This is a genomic window from Phenylobacterium sp., from assembly GCF_041691455.1.
Lineage (GTDB): Bacteria > Pseudomonadota > Alphaproteobacteria > Caulobacterales > Caulobacteraceae > Phenylobacterium.
In genome coordinates, this window is sequence record NZ_JBEPUO010000003.1 from 157,031 (window position 1) to 171,790 (window position 14,760).

Consider the following 14,760-nt stretch of genomic DNA (forward strand, 5'->3'; position numbering starts at 1 on the left):
TTCACCCCGTCGCGATCTGGTAGAGGAAGTCGACGAAGCCGAGGGTCGCGCCGTCGTAGCCCTGGATCTTCGGGTTGGCGCTCTCGATCAGCATGAACTCGTCCGGCGCGTGGGCGCCGGCCCCGCAGCCCAGGCCGAACTGGCCGGCCGGCAGGCCGACGGGCGCGGAGGTGAAGACGAAGCCCGGCCAGGATCCGGCCAGCCTGGGGTAGATCGAGGTCTTCACCCCGGCCTTCCGGTAGGTGGCGAGCTCGGCCTTGATCAGCGGGCTGTCCTCGGCGGTCTCGGTCGGGTCGTAGCCGCCGGTGACATTGACCGCGATGTCGCCGTAGCCGCGCTTGGCGAGGTGGGCCTTCAGCTTGGCGACGCAGTCGTCCTTGGTCTGGTTGGGCACCAGCCTAAGGTCGATCTTGGCCGTGGCCTTGGCCGGCAGGATGGTCTTGCCGCCCGGGCCGGTGTAGCCGGCGACCAGGCCCTCGATGTTGACGGTGGGCATGGCCGCGCCGCGCTCCAGCGTCTCCTGCCAGGTCATGTCGCCGACCCATTTCCTGACCCCCAGGACCTTGCGCTCGTTTTCCGATGAGCGGCTCGCGGCCGACTGGGCGATCAGCACCTTCTCGCGGGCGGTGAGCGGGCGGACCTTCTCGAACCAGCCGTCGATGGCCGGGGTGTTGCCGTCCGGCGAGACCAGGGTCGCCAGCGCCTCGACCAGCCGCCAGGTCGGGCTGTCGACGGTGGCCTTGAGGCTGGAGTGGATGTCCTTGGCGGGACCCCGGCCCCAGGCCTCGCCGGACGAGACCAGCTCCAGCTCGACGATGCCCTTGGCGCCCAGGTTGACGACGATCGAGCCGTCGGAGGAGTCCTGCCAGCTCGACGGGATGATCACCCCGGAACACCTCTTGAGCGCCGCCAGGACGTCGGGGCGGCGGACCACCTGGGCGAAGTGCGGCGAGCCGATCTCCTCCTCGCCCTCGCAGACCAGGACCAGGTTCACCGGCGGCGTCTTGCCGGCCGCGCGGATGGCGTGCAGCGCGGCCAGCATGGCCGACTCCGGACCCTTCTGGTTGGTGGCCCCGCGGCCGATCATGATCTTGCCGAGGCCGGCGCGCTCGACGATGCGGCCCTCGAGCGGCGGCGAGGACCACTCGGCCGGGTCGAATTGCTTCACGTCGTACATGAAGTAGAGGCCCAGCGTGTGCTTGGCGCCGTTGTCCATCACCCCGAAGACGCCGGGCTGGCCGTCGGTCGGCACGCGCTGGACGTTGGTGAAGCCGGCGTCCTTGGCCAGCGCCATCATGTAGGCGCAGCCCTTTTCCATGTCGCGGTTCTCGGCGGCGATGGAGGGCAGGCCGATCCACTCTCGCAGGCGCTGGACCGAGGCGTCGTGGCCGGTCGCGACCGCCTTGCGGATGGCGTCCATGTCGCCCGCGGCGGCGAGCGCGCTCAAGGGCGTCAGCAGCGCCGCGCCGGCCGCCGCGCCTTGCAGCAGGCGGCGGCGGTGGGTCTCGAATGCGGAATGGTTGTCGGTCATGTCGGCTCCCCCGGAATGCACTGACCGAGGAATAGACGGCGACGCGGGAGACGGCTCAAGAGGAGTTTGGGGCTGCGCGTTTTCCGGGATGACACGCGAGGGGGGAGCGCCATAGTCGCGCTTCACGTTTTGAGGGGCTGAGTATGGGCAGACTGGGCATGGGCAGACTGGGCATAGGCAGACTGGGCGCGGGCAGACTGGGCGCGGGCAGACGGGGCGCGGTGATCGTGGCTGTGGCTTTGGCGGCGGGATGGGGCGCGGCCGCGCAGCCGCCACGGCCCGGCGCGCAGGAGGCCAATGGCTACACCCGTTACGAGCTGCTGGCGCCGGGGTCGGCGAAGTTCCGGATCGTCTATGACATCACCGCGGTCCGGCCCGGGGCGGTGGCCTTCTTCAACCCGATCCGCAAGGGTTCGGTCGCGTCGGACGAAAGGGTGACGGACCTGGCGACCGGCCAGCCGCTGAAGTTCGCCCAGGTGTCGGGCGAGTCGGCCAAGACCACGGGCCTGCCGGACGCCGACGCCGGTTCCGACTACATCCGCGTCGAGCTCGCCCACCCGGTGCCGGCCGACGGCGGCGAGGGCCGGATGCGGATCGAGAAGACCTATGAGGACCCCAAGAGCTATCGCGTGGACGGCCGCGAGATCGTCTTCGAGCGCGGGCTCGGCATCAAGAAGAACGCCGTGGTCCTGCCGCCGGGCTACGTGCTGGTCGACTGCAACTATCCCTCCCAGGTGGCCCAGGAGGCCGACGGGCGCATCCGCATCAGCTTCTTCAACGTCACGCCCGGCGAGGCGCCGCTGAAGCTCAGGGCCGCGCCCGGGACGCTGCGCGCCGGCCCGTCGAGCGTGCAGGAAAAGCTCGGCGAGCGGGCGAAACAGACCCGCGACATCGTCTATTTCCTGCAACAGCCCGAGACCCACGCCTTCGACCTCTACCACGACTACACCGAGGAGAAGGCCGGCGTCGGGCGCTATGTGAACGTGGTCCGCACCGGTTCGACGGCGACCAATCCGGGCGCCCGCAACCTCGACACCGGCGAGACGATCCCCGCCGTCCACATGAAGGGCGCGGAGATCACCAAGGCCGGGATCACCGACCATGACCTCGGGCCAGTGACGCCGGAGAGCGAGATCGTGGTCTTCAACTTCAAGCCGCTGAAGCCCGGCCAGTCGATCCGCCTGCGGATGAGCGAGACCTACACCGACCCCGGCCGCTACCGGCTGGCGGGCGACGAGCTGGTGTTCGACCGGACCTTCGGCCGCGCGGCCAATGCGGTGGTGCTGCCCAAGGGCTGGGTGCTGACCAACTCAGCGGCGCCGGCCATCGTCAGCCGGACCGCGGACGGCCGCACCCGCCTCGACTTCCTCAATCCGCGCCCGGACGAGGTGGAGGCGCTGATCACCGCGCGGCGGGAAGAAGGGCGGCCTTCCGGAACGGGCCAGCGGTAAGCCGCCCGGAAGGCCTGGCCCGGCGCGTCAAGCGATGGCGCGCGCGGGATGGGATGACGGCGGAGCGGCGCGCGCGGCGGCGGGCGCGGCCTGTCCGACGGCGTTGAGGCGGAACTGCAGATGCCGGTGGCCGATGACCGCGATGGCGCCGGCCAGCAGGCCGAGGCCCAGCGACAGCATGGCTTCGGCCAGGCCCGGCGCCAGGACCGTCAGGTTCGGCGTCGGCCGGACGTTGCTGATGCCGATGAAGCCGCTGAGGAAGGCGTAGCTCAGGCCGAAGAGGCCCACGAGCGGCGCGGCGGCGGCCTGGGCGGAGAGGTAGGCGACGCCGCCGGCGACCCCGTCGGACCGCCCCTGGCGGACGCGCGCGGCCTGGAGGATCCAGACCACGATCGCGGCGGCGATGGCGGCCACGAGGCCCCAGAGCACCACCTTCATGGTGGGCGCGGCGTGAGAAAAGACACCGCCGAGCGTCAGCCGGTCCGCCTGGGGAAGCGTACTGAGCCGGACGTCGGCGGCGGTCGTCTGGGCGACGACAGGAGTGGCGATGACCAGGGCGGCGAGGAGGCCCGCACGGGACGCGAGGCGTTTCAGGATCTGCATGGGCGTATCTCCCGATTACATTTGTAAGTCGAATGTAGATTACGCGCGTAAAACCGAGAGTCAACGGCCTGTCTGCGGCGTTGCGCCGAACGGGCGGCGGGAGCCTAGGCCGGCTTGGAGGTCGCGACCTTCAGCATGCTGAGGTAGCCCTGCGCGGTCAGCATGCCGTCCATGACGCCGTGCTGCTTAAGCAGGCGGTGGGCGCGGGGCAGATGGTAGCAGGGCACATGCATGAACATGTGATGCTCGCAGTGATAGTTGACGTAGTAGGGCGCGATGAACGCCCGTTCGAGCCAGTTGGCCTTGGTGGTGCGGGCGTGGCGCAGGGGGTCGGGCTCGTCCTTGGCCACGCAGGCATGCTCGGCGATGTTGCGCAGCCGGGTGACCATCGGCAGCCAGGTCGCCTGCGGGACCAGCCAGAGCACCGGCCAGACCCACCAGACGCCGAAGGGCGCGGTGACGGCGACGGTGGCGACCATGCCGATCAGGAAGCGGCGGCGCGCGACGATGGCTTCGCCGAGGATCGGCGCCAGGGGCTCGCCCGGCTTGCGGTTCGCGATCCGTTTCACGAGGCCTGACCAGCGCAGCTTGTAATAGGTCTGGCCGGTCAGATCGCGGAGGATCTTGCGGCGCAGGGACAGGCGGGTGATCGGGAACGGGGCGGACAGAACCAGGTCCGGATCCTCGTGCTGCTGGGCGTATTTGTGATGCGTCAGGTGGTACCTTCGATACCCCAAGAGGCCGCCGGTGGTCAGGTGGTTGCCGACCCAGTCGTTGACCTTCAGGTCCGGATGCAGGGCCGCGTGCGCCGCGTCATGCATGAGGATCGCCAGGCCCAGCTGCCGCGCCCCGATGATGGCGATGGCCAGCGGGATGGTGAGCGGCAGGAGCCACCAGGGCGAGAGGACCGCCATGGCCATGGCGAGCCCGATGACGATCCAGGCGTGGGCCAGCAGCGCCAGGCCCATCCAGGGCGAACGGCGTGCGAGCGGCGCCCAGTCCTCGGGCGCGAAATAGCTCTTCGGATCAACGCGGGCGGCGACGGCCATGGGGCGATTGTAGCGCCGAAACCCTCGCGAAAACAGGATGACGGTGGGGAAGCGGCTCAGAACCCGATGGCCAGCCGCGCGCCCGTCGCGATGGCCAGGAAGAGCAGCAGGCCGGCCCAGCTGTTGGACCTGAAGAGCCGAAGCGCCCGATCGGGATCGTCGGTGCGCACGCGCCGGGCCTGGGAGCAGAGCTGGATGCCGTAGCCGATCAGCAGGATATAGAAGGCGGGCGCGAGGCCGGCCGCCGCGCCGACCGCGATCAGCAGCGCGAGGCTCGCCAGGTAGAAGGCCAGGACCGCCAGCGGCGCCTGGGCGCCCAGCCGCCGCGCGGAGGACTTCACCCCGGCCAGTGCGTCGTCCTCCAGGTCCTGGATCGCGTAGATGGTGTCGTAGCCGAGCGTCCAGAACACGCCCGACGCATAGAGCAGCAGCGCCGGGAGCTGCAGGGCGCTGTCGGCCGCGGCCTGGCCGAGGAAGCGCCAGTCTCCCGAGGAGACGACGTAGGGCGCGATCTGCCGCCAGAACCCCGGCCCGGCGCCGATCGCCGCCGAGAAGCCCAGGAGGGCGCCCCAGTTGAAGGTCAGGCCCAGCCAGGCCTGCGGCCACCAGGTGATCCGCTTCATGAACGGATAGGCCGCGACCAGGACCAGCGAAGCGACGCCCAGGGCCACGGCGGTCGGGGGCAGGGTGATCAGGATGTAGAGCGAGGCCAGGCAGCAGGCGATCACGAAGGCCCAGGCCTGTTTCACGCTGATCTGGCCGGCGGGGATAGGGCGCAGGGCAGTGCGGGCCACCTTGGCGTCGATGTCGCGGTCGACGATGTCGTTGTAGGCGCAGCCCGCCGCCCGCATCAGCGCCGCGCCGAGGAACATCTGGCCGAGCAGGCCGAGGTTCGGCAGCCGGTGCTCCAGGGCGTCGGCGAGCGCCACCCCCTGCCAGGCGGGCAGCATCAAGAGCCAGATCCCGGTCGGCCGGTCGAACCGCCCCAGCTTCAGCCAGGGCCGCAAGCCCGCTGGCGCGAACCGGTCGACCCAGTTGCTGGGCGCCGCGTCGGGAAGGGGGGCGGTGGTCACGCGCCTTCTCTAGTGCGCCCGCCGCGGTCCCTCCACCAGATTGTGGACTCCCTCGATTTAGGGCCTTGACATCCGATAGTGGGCCTGACATTTTAACTCGTCCAAAGGTGCGCGCAAAAATAATTGTTGCGAGCGCCTTTTTGCGCGTCTATACGACGCCCCGTTGGGAGCGATCCCGGCGGGGATTTTTTGTGCCGCGTTGGTCGCGCGGCCTGCACGACAGCTCAGTCCGATCCGGCGTTCGTCGCCGGACGCGCGCGCCCCGAGGGTCCTCCCTCGGGCGCACAGCCGTCTGCGTCCCCGCCCGTCGCTTCGCCGCCGGCCGGCAAGGCCCTGCCACGAGGGGAGACCGCACATCTGAGCCGTCAAAGCCGGCGCGCCGGTCCTGCCTCGCGATGGCGCGGCGGGTCGGTCGGCCTGCGCCCTACCCTTCAGCCCTCGAGAGGTGACCATGCAGACCCTTGCTTCCCTTGGACCGACGACGATCAGCCGCTGCAACCGCTATTCGCTGGCGTCTCGCAATGTCGACCAGACCTTCCTCATCGACGTCGCCATGCCGGCCGCGCCGCTCGCCCCGGGCCAAGCCGTGCCGGTGGTCTATGTGCTGGACGGCAACGTGATGTTCGCCATGGCGGCGCAGGCCGCGCGAATGATGCAGTCCGGCGGCGACCCCCTGCCGCCCTTCCTGATCGTCGGAGTGGGCTATCAGTACCGGCGAGGCGGCGGACCCAACTGGGAATACGTCGGCCTGCGCTGCCGGGACTATTCGCCGACCAGCGACCCGTGGATGATGGCGGCGCTTCGCGCCTCGCCGCCGCCCTATGGCGTTCCCGAGGACTTCCAGCTCGGCGGCGCCGCGGCCTTCCTGGCGTTCTTCAACGAGGAGCTGAAGCCGTTCATCGCCGCGAACTATGCGGTGGAGGCCGGCGACCAGACCCCCCTAGGATTTTCGTTGGGCGGCCTCTTCGCGCTGAACACGCTCTTCACGGCCCCCGGATCTTTCAACCGGTACATCGCCGGCAGCCCGGCGCTCGCCTGGGACGGCCGGGTGATGTTCGACCGGGAGGCCGCTCTGGCGGCGACCGCCAAGGACCTGTCGGCCGATCTCTTCCTATCGGTCGGCGGACTGGAGGAGGACGAAGACGGCGGGGCGTCCACGGCGCGCGTGTCGAACCTCGCGGCCATGGAGGCGGCGCTGCGGGGACGGCGTTACCCGAGCCTTCGCATGACCCATCACGTCTTTCCGGACGAGACGCACTTCTCGGTCATGGCCGCCACCATCAGCCGCGGGATCCGCACGGTGTTCGCCCGCCCATCCGATGCCCGGACCGCCGCGCCCGACGCCTGAGCGCCGGGCGGTCCGCCCACCCCCTGCACGTTCCCGCAGAGCAGCCGAAGGAGACTGAATGAGCTTCAATTTCGCCCCCACGATCCAACTCGCCCCCAGAGCCCTCGTCGCGCCCCGCGCGCTTGTCCCGGACATCGCGCAGCCCCGGACCTCCGTCGACCCCTGGAAGGAGATCAGAGCCATGACCTTCAAGATGAACCGGATGCTCGACCTGATGGCCCCGCTCGCCATCCTCTTCCTCGCCCTCGCGGCCGCCGTGGCCATCGCGGCCATCAGCAGCTAGCTGGACCTGGTCTCGACCTGATCTAGCTTCGGCAGGTGTCGGCGCCCGCGGCCTGGATGGCGGGCGCCGACACCGACCGTGGCCGCGCAGCCACGTCCGCCAAAACTTCGCCCGCCGCAAAGCGGTGTTCGGCCAGTCGTCTTGACCACCCCGACGACCGCGCCTAGCTTCCGCACCCTCAGCAACCCGAAGGGAGGGCCAAGATGACGTTCATCGTTTCCGCTGCTCCTCGACGGTTCGCCGGGCCGCCGCCGCGCTTCTAACTCAACCGGAACGCTTCGTCTGAGGGCCTGATTGGCCCGCTTCACGAAGCCCTTCCGCGCGCCCGGGGTCCGCCGGGGTTTTTGCAAACCCCCCGCCTCACCCAAGACCTTTCCCTTCGCGCCAGCGCGCCGCCGTCCCTTCAGGACATTCGCGGCCCGCCGGCGCAGACATCCGAGTTCCTCCGATGACCGACCACTACGAAGACACCGACGAACACCGCCAGCGAACGCTGAAGAACAGCCAGGTGCTGGGCTTCATCGCGCGGTTCTGGCTGCGCCGGCCCTGGCTGCTGACCGGCACTGTGGTGCTGGTGATGCTGGCCATCGCCTTCGACCTGGCGACGCCTTGGGCCGCTGGCCGGCTGGTCGATGCGGTGACCGGCGGGCCCAGCCACACCCACGCCGCCTGGCAGGCCTGGGCGGTGTTCGTCGGCGTCTATTTCGCCTTCTCGACGATCCGCAACCTGTCCATGCGGTTCTGGATCCCGCTGGCCTCCGGCAACATGAAGGAGATGACCGACGAGGGCTTCAAGAAGGTCCAGTCGTTCTCCGCCGACTGGCACGCCGACACCTTCGCCGGGGCGACCGTGCGTCGCCTGTCGCGGGCGATGTGGGGCTATGACAACGTCTCCGACGCGGCCCTGGTGTTCCTGGGGCCGGCGGTGCTGGTGCTGATCGGCCTCTGCGGAATGATGGCCTGGCGCTGGCCCATGGTGGGCCTGTTCGCGAGCGTGATGGTGACGCTCTACATCGGCTCCAACATCGTGATGACCAACCTCTACGCGCGGCCAATGAACCTGCGCTCGGTGGCGCTCGACAGCCGCATCGGCGGGGCGTTGTCCGACAGCATCGCCTCCAACCCGACCGTGAAGAGCTTCGGGGCCGAGGCGCGCGAGGAGGCGCGGATCGCCGAGGTCACAGACCTGTGGCGGCGCGCGGCCAACAAGACCTGGGGCCGGTTCACCGACATCTGGCTGATGCACAACACCCTTCTGGTGCTGTTGCAGGCGGGGCTGACGGGCCTCTTGCTGCGGCTGTGGGCCAAGGGTCAGGCGACGCCGGGCGACGTGGCCTTCGTGATCACCGCCTTCATGCTGATGACCGGCTACCTGCGGAATATCGGCGACAACATCCGCATGACCCAGAAGGGCCTGGACGACACCGAGGACGTGGCCCGCTATGCGACCATGGCCCCGCAGGTGGTGGACGCGCCCCAGGCCAAGGCCTTCCGCGCAGACCTCGGCGAGATCGTCTTCGACCGGGTGGTGTTCCGCTACAAGTCGGCGTCGACGCCGCTCTACGACCACTTCACCCTGCGCATCGCGCCGGGTGAGCGGGTGGCGCTGGTGGGTCCGACGGGGGCGGGTAAATCCACTTTCGTGAAGCTGATCCAGCGGCTCTACGACGTGGACGAGGGCCAGATCCTGGTGGACGGGCAGGACATCGCCCAGGTCAGCCAGGGGAGCCTCCGGCGCGCCATCGCCGTGGTGCCGCAGGACCCGGCGCTGTTCCACCGGACGCTGTCGGAGAACATCGCCTACGCCCGGCCGGACGCCACCCAGGACGAGGTCGAGCTCGCGGCCAAGCGGGCGCGGGCCCACGACTTCATCTCCAAGCTGCCGCAGGGCTATCGCACCCTGGTCGGCGAGCGCGGCGTGAAGCTCTCGGGCGGCGAGCGGCAGCGGGTGGCGATCGCCCGCGCCTTCCTGGCCGACGCCCCGGTCCTGGTGCTGGACGAGGCCACCTCCTCGCTGGACGTGGAGACCGAGCGCCAGGTGCAGGCGGCGATGGAGGAGCTGATGGTGGGCCGCACCACCATCGTCATCGCCCACCGGCTGTCGACCATCCGCGGCGCCGACCGCATCCTGGTGTTCGAGGACGGCCGCATCGTCGAGGAAGGCAAGCACGCCGAGCTGGTGAAGAAGGGCGGCGCCTACGCCCGGCTGCACGCGGTGACGGAAGGCTGGGTCTAGGTCCCGGAAGCGGGGCCCGGAATCGGATGAGCCCCGACACCCACCCAGTGTCGGGGCTCGCCGACAGCAGCTGTCGGTGGCGGCGTCCTTGAGTTGGGCTCGTGACGACCGCGGCCGGTCCCCTTGACTGAAAACGGGACAGGCGCTCGAAACGCTGCAACACCGGCGCCGAAAGCGCGGGACGGCGAGCTAGCCGATGGCGTCCGCCAGCGTGGCGGCCAAGTCGCCCTTGCGCTCCACGCGCACGCGGTCCAGGCCGAGCCAGCCCGCCATCAGGTTGAGTTCCTCGGCCAGGCGGACGGGCGTCGCGTCGCCGGCCCAGGGCTCGGCGTGGCTCGCTTGGACGATCAGGGTCCCGGCTTTGCGGTCGGCCTTCAGGTCGACGCGGGCGGTCAGCGCATCGCCCTCCAGGAAGGGCAGGACGTAGTAGCCGTGGGTGCGCTTCTCGGCCGGGGTGTAGATCTCGATCCGGTAGCGCACGCCGAACATCCGCTCGGTGCGATCGCGGAACCAGATCAGGTTGTCGAAGGGCGAGAGCAGGGCCTGGGCGTCGATGCGGCGCGGCCAGCGCGCGGCGGGATCGAGATAGGCCTGGTCGCGCCAGCCCTTCACCGTCACCGGCAGCAGCGAGCCGTCCTCGACCAGCTCCGCCAGCCGGGCCTTGGCGCCCTCGACCGGCATGCGGAAGTAGTCCCGCAGGTCCCTGGCGGTCGCCACGCCCATGGCGCGCGCGGCGATCCGGTAGAGCTGGCGCTGGGCGTCCTCGCGGGGCGGGGTGGGGATCGCGGTGATCGCCCTGGGCAGCACCTTTTCCGGCAGGCCGTAGACCCGCTCGAAGGTCCCGCGCCGGGTGGCGGTGGTGAGTTCGCCCGTCCAGAACAGGCCCTCGACGGCGCGCTTGGCGTCGCTCCAGCCCCACCAGCCGCCCTCGCCCTTGTGGCCCATCTCCAGCTCCGAGGCCGACATCGGGCCGCGGGTGGTGATCTCGTTCAGCACCTTGTCGACGAACTCGCCCCGCTCGCGGCGGAAGCGCGCGACGCCCTGCCAGATGCCGACCCCGTCGCGGGCGTCCTGCATGCGCCAGCGCAGCAGCGGCTGGGCGCTGAGCGGCAAGAGCGAGGCCTCATGCGCCCAGTATTCGAAGAGCGGCCGCTTCCTGCCCCAGGCGACCTCTTCGAGGAGCGCCCGCGGATAGGCGCCCAGCCGCGAGAAGGCCGGCAGGTAGTGGGTGCGCGAGACCACATTGACGCTGTCGATCTGCACCACGCCGAGGCGATCGATCAGCTTCAGGAGCTGGCGTTTGGCGATGGGCCCGTCCGGGCGCGGGGTTGCGAAGCCCTGGGCGCCCAGCGCGATGCGGCGGGCCTCGCCGGCGGTCAGTTTGTCCTTGGGCATCCGTCCCCCATGCCGCGAGTCACCTTCGGACGGTAGCGAGCGAACAAAGAAAGAACAATGCGCGGGTTAACAATGGTTAACGCGTTTACCATTTCCCCTTGGGACGCGGAACATATGCTGAATCAGGCACGATCTAACACGGGTTTCGGAGCGTAACCGGCCGCCAGTCTTGTGACCGCCTCACCGCTCAGCTTCACGCCGTCGCTGCCTTCCTAGCGCTCGAGGCGGCCATCGGTCAGCGCCTCGGTCTCGAATTCGAACACCACCTTGGGATCGGGCTTGTCGACCGTCTTGGCGATGGCCTTGGGCGCGAGCGCCCTCAGGAGATAGCGGATGGTGTTCAGGCGGGCCTTCTTCTTGTGGTCGGTGCGGACGACGATCCAGGGGGCGTCGGCGGTATGAGTCCGCCGCAGCATCTGGTCGCGGGCCTCGGTGTAGGCGTCCCACTTGGCCTGGGCGACGGCGTCGAGCGGGCTGACCTTGAGCGCCTTCAGGGGGTCGGCCGTGCGGGCCTTCAGGCGCCGGGCCTGCTCCTCGCGGGAGATGTCGAGCCACAGCTTGACGATCCTGACGCCGCTCTTGACGACCATGGCCTCGAAGACCGGCGCATCGCGCAGGAAGGCCTCGTGCTCGTCCGGGGTGCAGAAGCCCATGACCGGCTCGACGCCCGCGCGGTTGTACCAGGAGCGGTTGAACAGCACGAACTCGCCGGCCGCCGGCAGGTGGCGGACGTAGCGCTGGAAATACCACTGGGTGGCCTCGCGGTCGGTGGGCTTGGGCAGGGCGATGGCGCGGGTGTTGCGCACCGACAGATGCTCGGTGATCCGCTTGATCGCCCCGTCCTTGCCGGCCGCGTCGCGGCCCTCGAAGATCACCAGGCTCTTCTCGCCCGCCTTGATGGCCGCGATCTGGAACCGCACCAGGGCGGCCTGCAGGGCCGCGAGCTCGCGGTCGTAGTCGTCATCCTTGGACATGGTTGAACCCTATGCCCGATGCGGCCGGGGACGCTAGAACGGCGGCATGATCCGGTTGTTCATTCCGCATGACCTTTCGGCCGGCGCCGAGCTGGCGCTGGATTCCGGCCAGAGCCGCTACCTGGCCGCGGTGATGCGCCAGGCGGTGGGCGACGAGCTCCTGCTGTTCAACGGCCGCGACGGGGAGTGGCGGGCGACGATCGGCGCGGTGACCAAGCGCGGGGTGGCGGTGCGGGCCGAGACGCCGGTCCGGCCACAGGCGGCTGGGCCGGATCTCGACCTGATCGTGGCCCTCGTCAAACGCGGCCGGCTGGAGACCATCGTCGAGAAGGCCGCCGAGCTGGGCGCGCGGCGCGTGCGGCCGGTGGTCACCGAACGCACCAACGCCGATCGGGCCCGCGTCGAGCGCCTGACCGCCATCGCCACCGAGGCCGCCGAACAGACCGGGCGGCTGGACGTGCCGGGGATCTTCGAACCCGTGAAGCTGGAGACGCTGATCGCCGGCTGGGAGGCGGGCCGGCGGCTGTTGTTCTGCGACGAGGCCGGCGAGGCGAGGCCGATCCTCGACGTGCTGGCGGACGAGGCGGCGGGCCCCTGGTCCATCCTGATCGGCCCTGAAGGCGGGTTTTCGCCGGCGGAGCGGGCCCGTCTACGGGCGCTGCCCTACGCCGTCCCGGCCTCGCTGGGCCCCCGGATCCTCAGGGCCGACACCGCCGCGATCAGCGCGCTGACCCTATGGCAGGCGGCGCTCGGCGACTGGCGTGTCGCAATCGCCCCTTGAGCTTGCGGGATTTGCGCCCACCTAGAACTCCGACGTAAAGAGCACGGCCGCACCGAAGAACGGCGGACCGGGTTGGGCTGGGGAAGGACACTGATGGCTGAGGCCGCCTGCGACGATCGCCCGCTGACGTTCGAGGACCTGGTCGCCTGGTTCGACCAGGGCTCCAAGCCCAAGTCGGCGTGGCGGGTGGGCGCCGAGCACGAGAAGTTCGTCTTCCGCCTGGGCACGCACGAGCCGGTCCCCTATCAGCCGAACGGCATCAAGGCGCTGCTCGACGGCCTCACCCGCTACGGCTGGAGCCCGGTGCTCGAAGGCGACAACGTCATCGCGCTGGAGCGCGGCCTGGCCAATGTCAGCCTGGAGCCCGGCGGCCAGTTCGAGCTTTCCGGCGCGCCGCTGGAGACCATCCATGACATCTGCGAGGAGACCGGCCTGCACCTGCAGGAGGTGAAGACGGTCGCCGACGAGCTCGGCATCGGCTTCCTGGGCCTCGGCTACAGCCCGATCTGGCGGCGCGACCAGGTGCCGATCATGCCCAAGGGCCGCTACAAGATCATGCGCGAGTACATGCCCAAGGTCGGCAATCTCGGGCTCGACATGATGTTCCGCACCTGCACGGTGCAGGCGAACCTCGACTTCGGCTCCGAGGCCGACATGATCGCGAAGTTCCGCACCAGCCTGGCGCTGCAGCCGATCTGTACGGCGCTGTTCGCCAACTCGCCGTTCATCGAGGGCAAGCCCTCCGGCTTCGTCTCGGCCCGGGCCAACGTCTGGACCGACACCGACGCCGACCGCACCGGCATGCTCGACTTCGTGTTCCAGGACGGCTTCGGCTTCGAGACCTATGCGAAGTATGCCCTCGACGTGCCGATGTATTTCGCCAAGCGCGACGGGCGCTATATCGACCTGGCCGGCCGCTCGTTCCGCGACTTCATGGACGGCAAGCTGGCTGAGCTGCCCGGCGAGCGTCCGACCATCAAGGACTGGGCCGACCACACCACCACGATCTTCCCGGAGGTGCGGCTGAAGCAGTACCTGGAGATGCGCGGCGCGGATTCCGGGCCCTGGAGCCGGCTCTGCGCGCTGCCGGCGCTGTGGATGGGGATCTTCTACGATTCCGCCGCCCTGGCCGCGGCCTGGGACCTCTGCAAGGACTGGAAGATCGACGACCACGAGCGCCTGCGCGCCGATGTCGCGCGCGTCGGCCTGAAGGCCGAGATCGCCGGGCGCACCGTGCAGGATGTCGCCAAGGACATGCTGGCGATCGCCCGCGAAGGCCTGAAGCGCCGCAACCGGCTCTCCGGCGGCCTGGTGGACGAGGCCGGCTACCTCAGCGAACTCGACGAGATCGCCGCCAGCGGGATCACGCCGGCCGAGCGCCTGCTGGAGCTCTACAACGGCCCCTGGGCCGGCGACGCCGGCAAGGTCTTCGAGAGCTTCGCGTACTAGCGAACCCCACCGTCGTCGACGGTGGGGGCCCAGGGCGCCTGCTGGGACGCGCCGGAGCCTGAGTCCGTGTGCTGGACCACCTCGTCGACCGAAGCGGCGGGCGCGTCGGCGGCCTCGCCAGTGACCGCGTCGGCGACTTCGTAGACCTCGACCTTGTCGGGATAGAAGGCGAGCCGCCCGGCGATCCCGGTCATGGCCGGGAAGGGGTCTTCATAGGTCCAGACCGCGTTGTCGGCGAACTGGCCGTCCATCAGCACCGTGTAGTAGGCCGCGTCGCCCTTGTAGGGGCAGTGGGTCGAGCGGTCGGTGCGGCTCATGTAGTCCATCGCCACGTCGGCCCGCGGGAAATAGACCACCGCCGGATAGCTCGCCTCCTGAAGGATCAGGGCGTCGGTCGTATCGGCGATCACGTGGCCGGCGAAGCGCGCGCGCCAGCGGGTCGGGGCGGGCGTGAGGGTGATCGGATGGTCGGGGCCGGGCGTCTTCATGGCGGCGTCTCCTTCGCGGACGGGAACGCGCGGACCTCGCCTGCGGCTCCCGGATCCTAGATGGGGCGCCGGCTTGCTTGTGCTTAGGGGGAGCGCGTG

At 69.8% G+C, this 14,760-nt stretch carries 13 protein-coding genes; 6 read left to right on the forward strand and 7 right to left on the reverse strand.

All coding sequences use genetic code 11. The features are described 5' to 3' along the window. Position 1: 1 nt before the first annotated feature. Positions 2-1,531: a M20/M25/M40 family metallo-hydrolase gene (locus ACESMY_RS07240; RefSeq protein WP_372783704.1), complete on the reverse strand. Its 1,530-nt coding sequence runs from the start codon at positions 1,529-1,531 to the stop codon at positions 2-4. Positions 1,532-1,758: 227 nt separating this feature from the next. Here ACESMY_RS07240 and ACESMY_RS07245 point away from each other — a divergent pair, with 227 nt between their 5' ends. After that, positions 1,759-2,982, forward strand: a complete 1,224-nt coding sequence (locus ACESMY_RS07245) for a hypothetical protein (protein WP_372783706.1) — start codon at positions 1,759-1,761, stop codon at positions 2,980-2,982. A 27-nt stretch (positions 2,983-3,009) separates the two neighbouring features. Here ACESMY_RS07245 and ACESMY_RS07250 read toward each other — a convergent pair whose 3' ends face one another. The 3 genes from ACESMY_RS07250 to ACESMY_RS07260 all read right to left on the reverse strand — a co-directional run bounded on the left by ACESMY_RS07250 (position 3,010) and on the right by ACESMY_RS07260 (position 5,707). Further along, complete coding sequence (locus ACESMY_RS07250) at positions 3,010-3,585, reverse strand: MotA/TolQ/ExbB proton channel family protein (RefSeq protein ID WP_372783708.1); 576 nt, start codon at positions 3,583-3,585, stop codon at positions 3,010-3,012. A gap of 104 nt (positions 3,586-3,689) precedes the next feature. Then, on the reverse strand, positions 3,690-4,634 hold the full coding sequence (locus ACESMY_RS07255; protein ID WP_372783710.1) for a fatty acid desaturase family protein: 945 nt from the start codon (positions 4,632-4,634) through the stop codon (positions 3,690-3,692). A gap of 56 nt (positions 4,635-4,690) precedes the next feature. Next, positions 4,691-5,707 carry a UbiA family prenyltransferase gene (locus ACESMY_RS07260; RefSeq protein WP_372783712.1) on the reverse strand — a complete coding sequence of 339 codons (1,017 nt, stop codon included), beginning with the start codon at positions 5,705-5,707 and terminating at the stop codon, positions 4,691-4,693. Between the two features lie 451 nt (positions 5,708-6,158). On the opposite strand from ACESMY_RS07260, the gene ACESMY_RS07265 reads away from it, so the two are divergent. From ACESMY_RS07265 to ACESMY_RS07275, 3 genes are all read left to right on the forward strand, one after another. Continuing rightward, positions 6,159-7,055: an alpha/beta hydrolase gene (locus ACESMY_RS07265; protein ID WP_372783714.1), complete on the forward strand. Its 897-nt coding sequence runs from the start codon at positions 6,159-6,161 to the stop codon at positions 7,053-7,055. A gap of 58 nt (positions 7,056-7,113) precedes the next feature. Further along, positions 7,114-7,338, forward strand: a complete 225-nt coding sequence (locus ACESMY_RS07270; protein ID WP_372783716.1) for a hypothetical protein — start codon at positions 7,114-7,116, stop codon at positions 7,336-7,338. 448 nt (positions 7,339-7,786) lie between these two features. Continuing rightward, complete coding sequence (locus ACESMY_RS07275; RefSeq protein WP_372783718.1) at positions 7,787-9,574, forward strand: ABC transporter ATP-binding protein; 1,788 nt, start codon at positions 7,787-7,789, stop codon at positions 9,572-9,574. 189 nt (positions 9,575-9,763) lie between these two features. Here ACESMY_RS07275 and ACESMY_RS07280 read toward each other — a convergent pair whose 3' ends face one another. Beyond that, positions 9,764-10,969, reverse strand: coding sequence for a winged helix-turn-helix domain-containing protein (locus ACESMY_RS07280; protein ID WP_372783720.1), 1,206 nt, complete (start codon positions 10,967-10,969; stop codon positions 9,764-9,766). Between the two features lie 212 nt (positions 10,970-11,181). Beyond that, on the reverse strand, positions 11,182-11,943 hold the full coding sequence (ppk2, locus tag ACESMY_RS07285; protein ID WP_372783722.1) for a polyphosphate kinase 2: 762 nt from the start codon (positions 11,941-11,943) through the stop codon (positions 11,182-11,184). Between the two features lie 46 nt (positions 11,944-11,989). Here ppk2 and ACESMY_RS07290 point away from each other — a divergent pair, with 46 nt between their 5' ends. Both ACESMY_RS07290 and ACESMY_RS07295 read left to right on the forward strand, forming a co-directional pair. Beyond that, positions 11,990-12,724: a 16S rRNA (uracil(1498)-N(3))-methyltransferase gene (locus ACESMY_RS07290; protein ID WP_372783724.1), complete on the forward strand. Its 735-nt coding sequence runs from the start codon at positions 11,990-11,992 to the stop codon at positions 12,722-12,724. A 93-nt stretch (positions 12,725-12,817) separates the two neighbouring features. Next, on the forward strand, positions 12,818-14,173 hold the full coding sequence (locus ACESMY_RS07295; RefSeq protein ID WP_372783726.1) for a glutamate--cysteine ligase: 1,356 nt from the start codon (positions 12,818-12,820) through the stop codon (positions 14,171-14,173). Here ACESMY_RS07295 and ACESMY_RS07300 read toward each other — a convergent pair. Then, a complete protein-coding gene (locus tag ACESMY_RS07300; RefSeq protein WP_372783728.1) occupies positions 14,170-14,661 on the reverse strand; it encodes a DUF427 domain-containing protein in 492 nt (163 codons plus the stop codon). The genes ACESMY_RS07295 and ACESMY_RS07300 overlap by 4 nt on opposite strands. Positions 14,662-14,760 lie beyond the last annotated feature (99 nt).

Coding starts and splice junctions, on each gene's coding strand:
- ACESMY_RS07255 (WP_372783710.1), bottom strand. CDS start 4,634: ATGGCCGTCGCCGCCCGCGTTGATCCGAAGAGCTATTTCGCGCCCGAG.
- ACESMY_RS07280 (WP_372783720.1), bottom strand. CDS start 10,969: ATGCCCAAGGACAAACTGACCGCCGGCGAGGCCCGCCGCATCGCGCTG.
- ACESMY_RS07290 (WP_372783724.1), top strand. CDS start 11,990: ATGATCCGGTTGTTCATTCCGCATGACCTTTCGGCCGGCGCCGAGCTG.
- ACESMY_RS07250 (WP_372783708.1), bottom strand. CDS start 3,585: ATGCAGATCCTGAAACGCCTCGCGTCCCGTGCGGGCCTCCTCGCCGCC.
- ACESMY_RS07300 (WP_372783728.1), bottom strand. CDS start 14,661: ATGAAGACGCCCGGCCCCGACCATCCGATCACCCTCACGCCCGCCCCG.
- ACESMY_RS07275 (WP_372783718.1), top strand. CDS start 7,787: ATGACCGACCACTACGAAGACACCGACGAACACCGCCAGCGAACGCTG.
- ppk2 (WP_372783722.1), bottom strand. CDS start 11,943: ATGTCCAAGGATGACGACTACGACCGCGAGCTCGCGGCCCTGCAGGCC.
- ACESMY_RS07240 (WP_372783704.1), bottom strand. CDS start 1,531: ATGACCGACAACCATTCCGCATTCGAGACCCACCGCCGCCGCCTGCTG.
- ACESMY_RS07265 (WP_372783714.1), top strand. CDS start 6,159: ATGCAGACCCTTGCTTCCCTTGGACCGACGACGATCAGCCGCTGCAAC.
- ACESMY_RS07295 (WP_372783726.1), top strand. CDS start 12,818: ATGGCTGAGGCCGCCTGCGACGATCGCCCGCTGACGTTCGAGGACCTG.
- ACESMY_RS07270 (WP_372783716.1), top strand. CDS start 7,114: ATGAGCTTCAATTTCGCCCCCACGATCCAACTCGCCCCCAGAGCCCTC.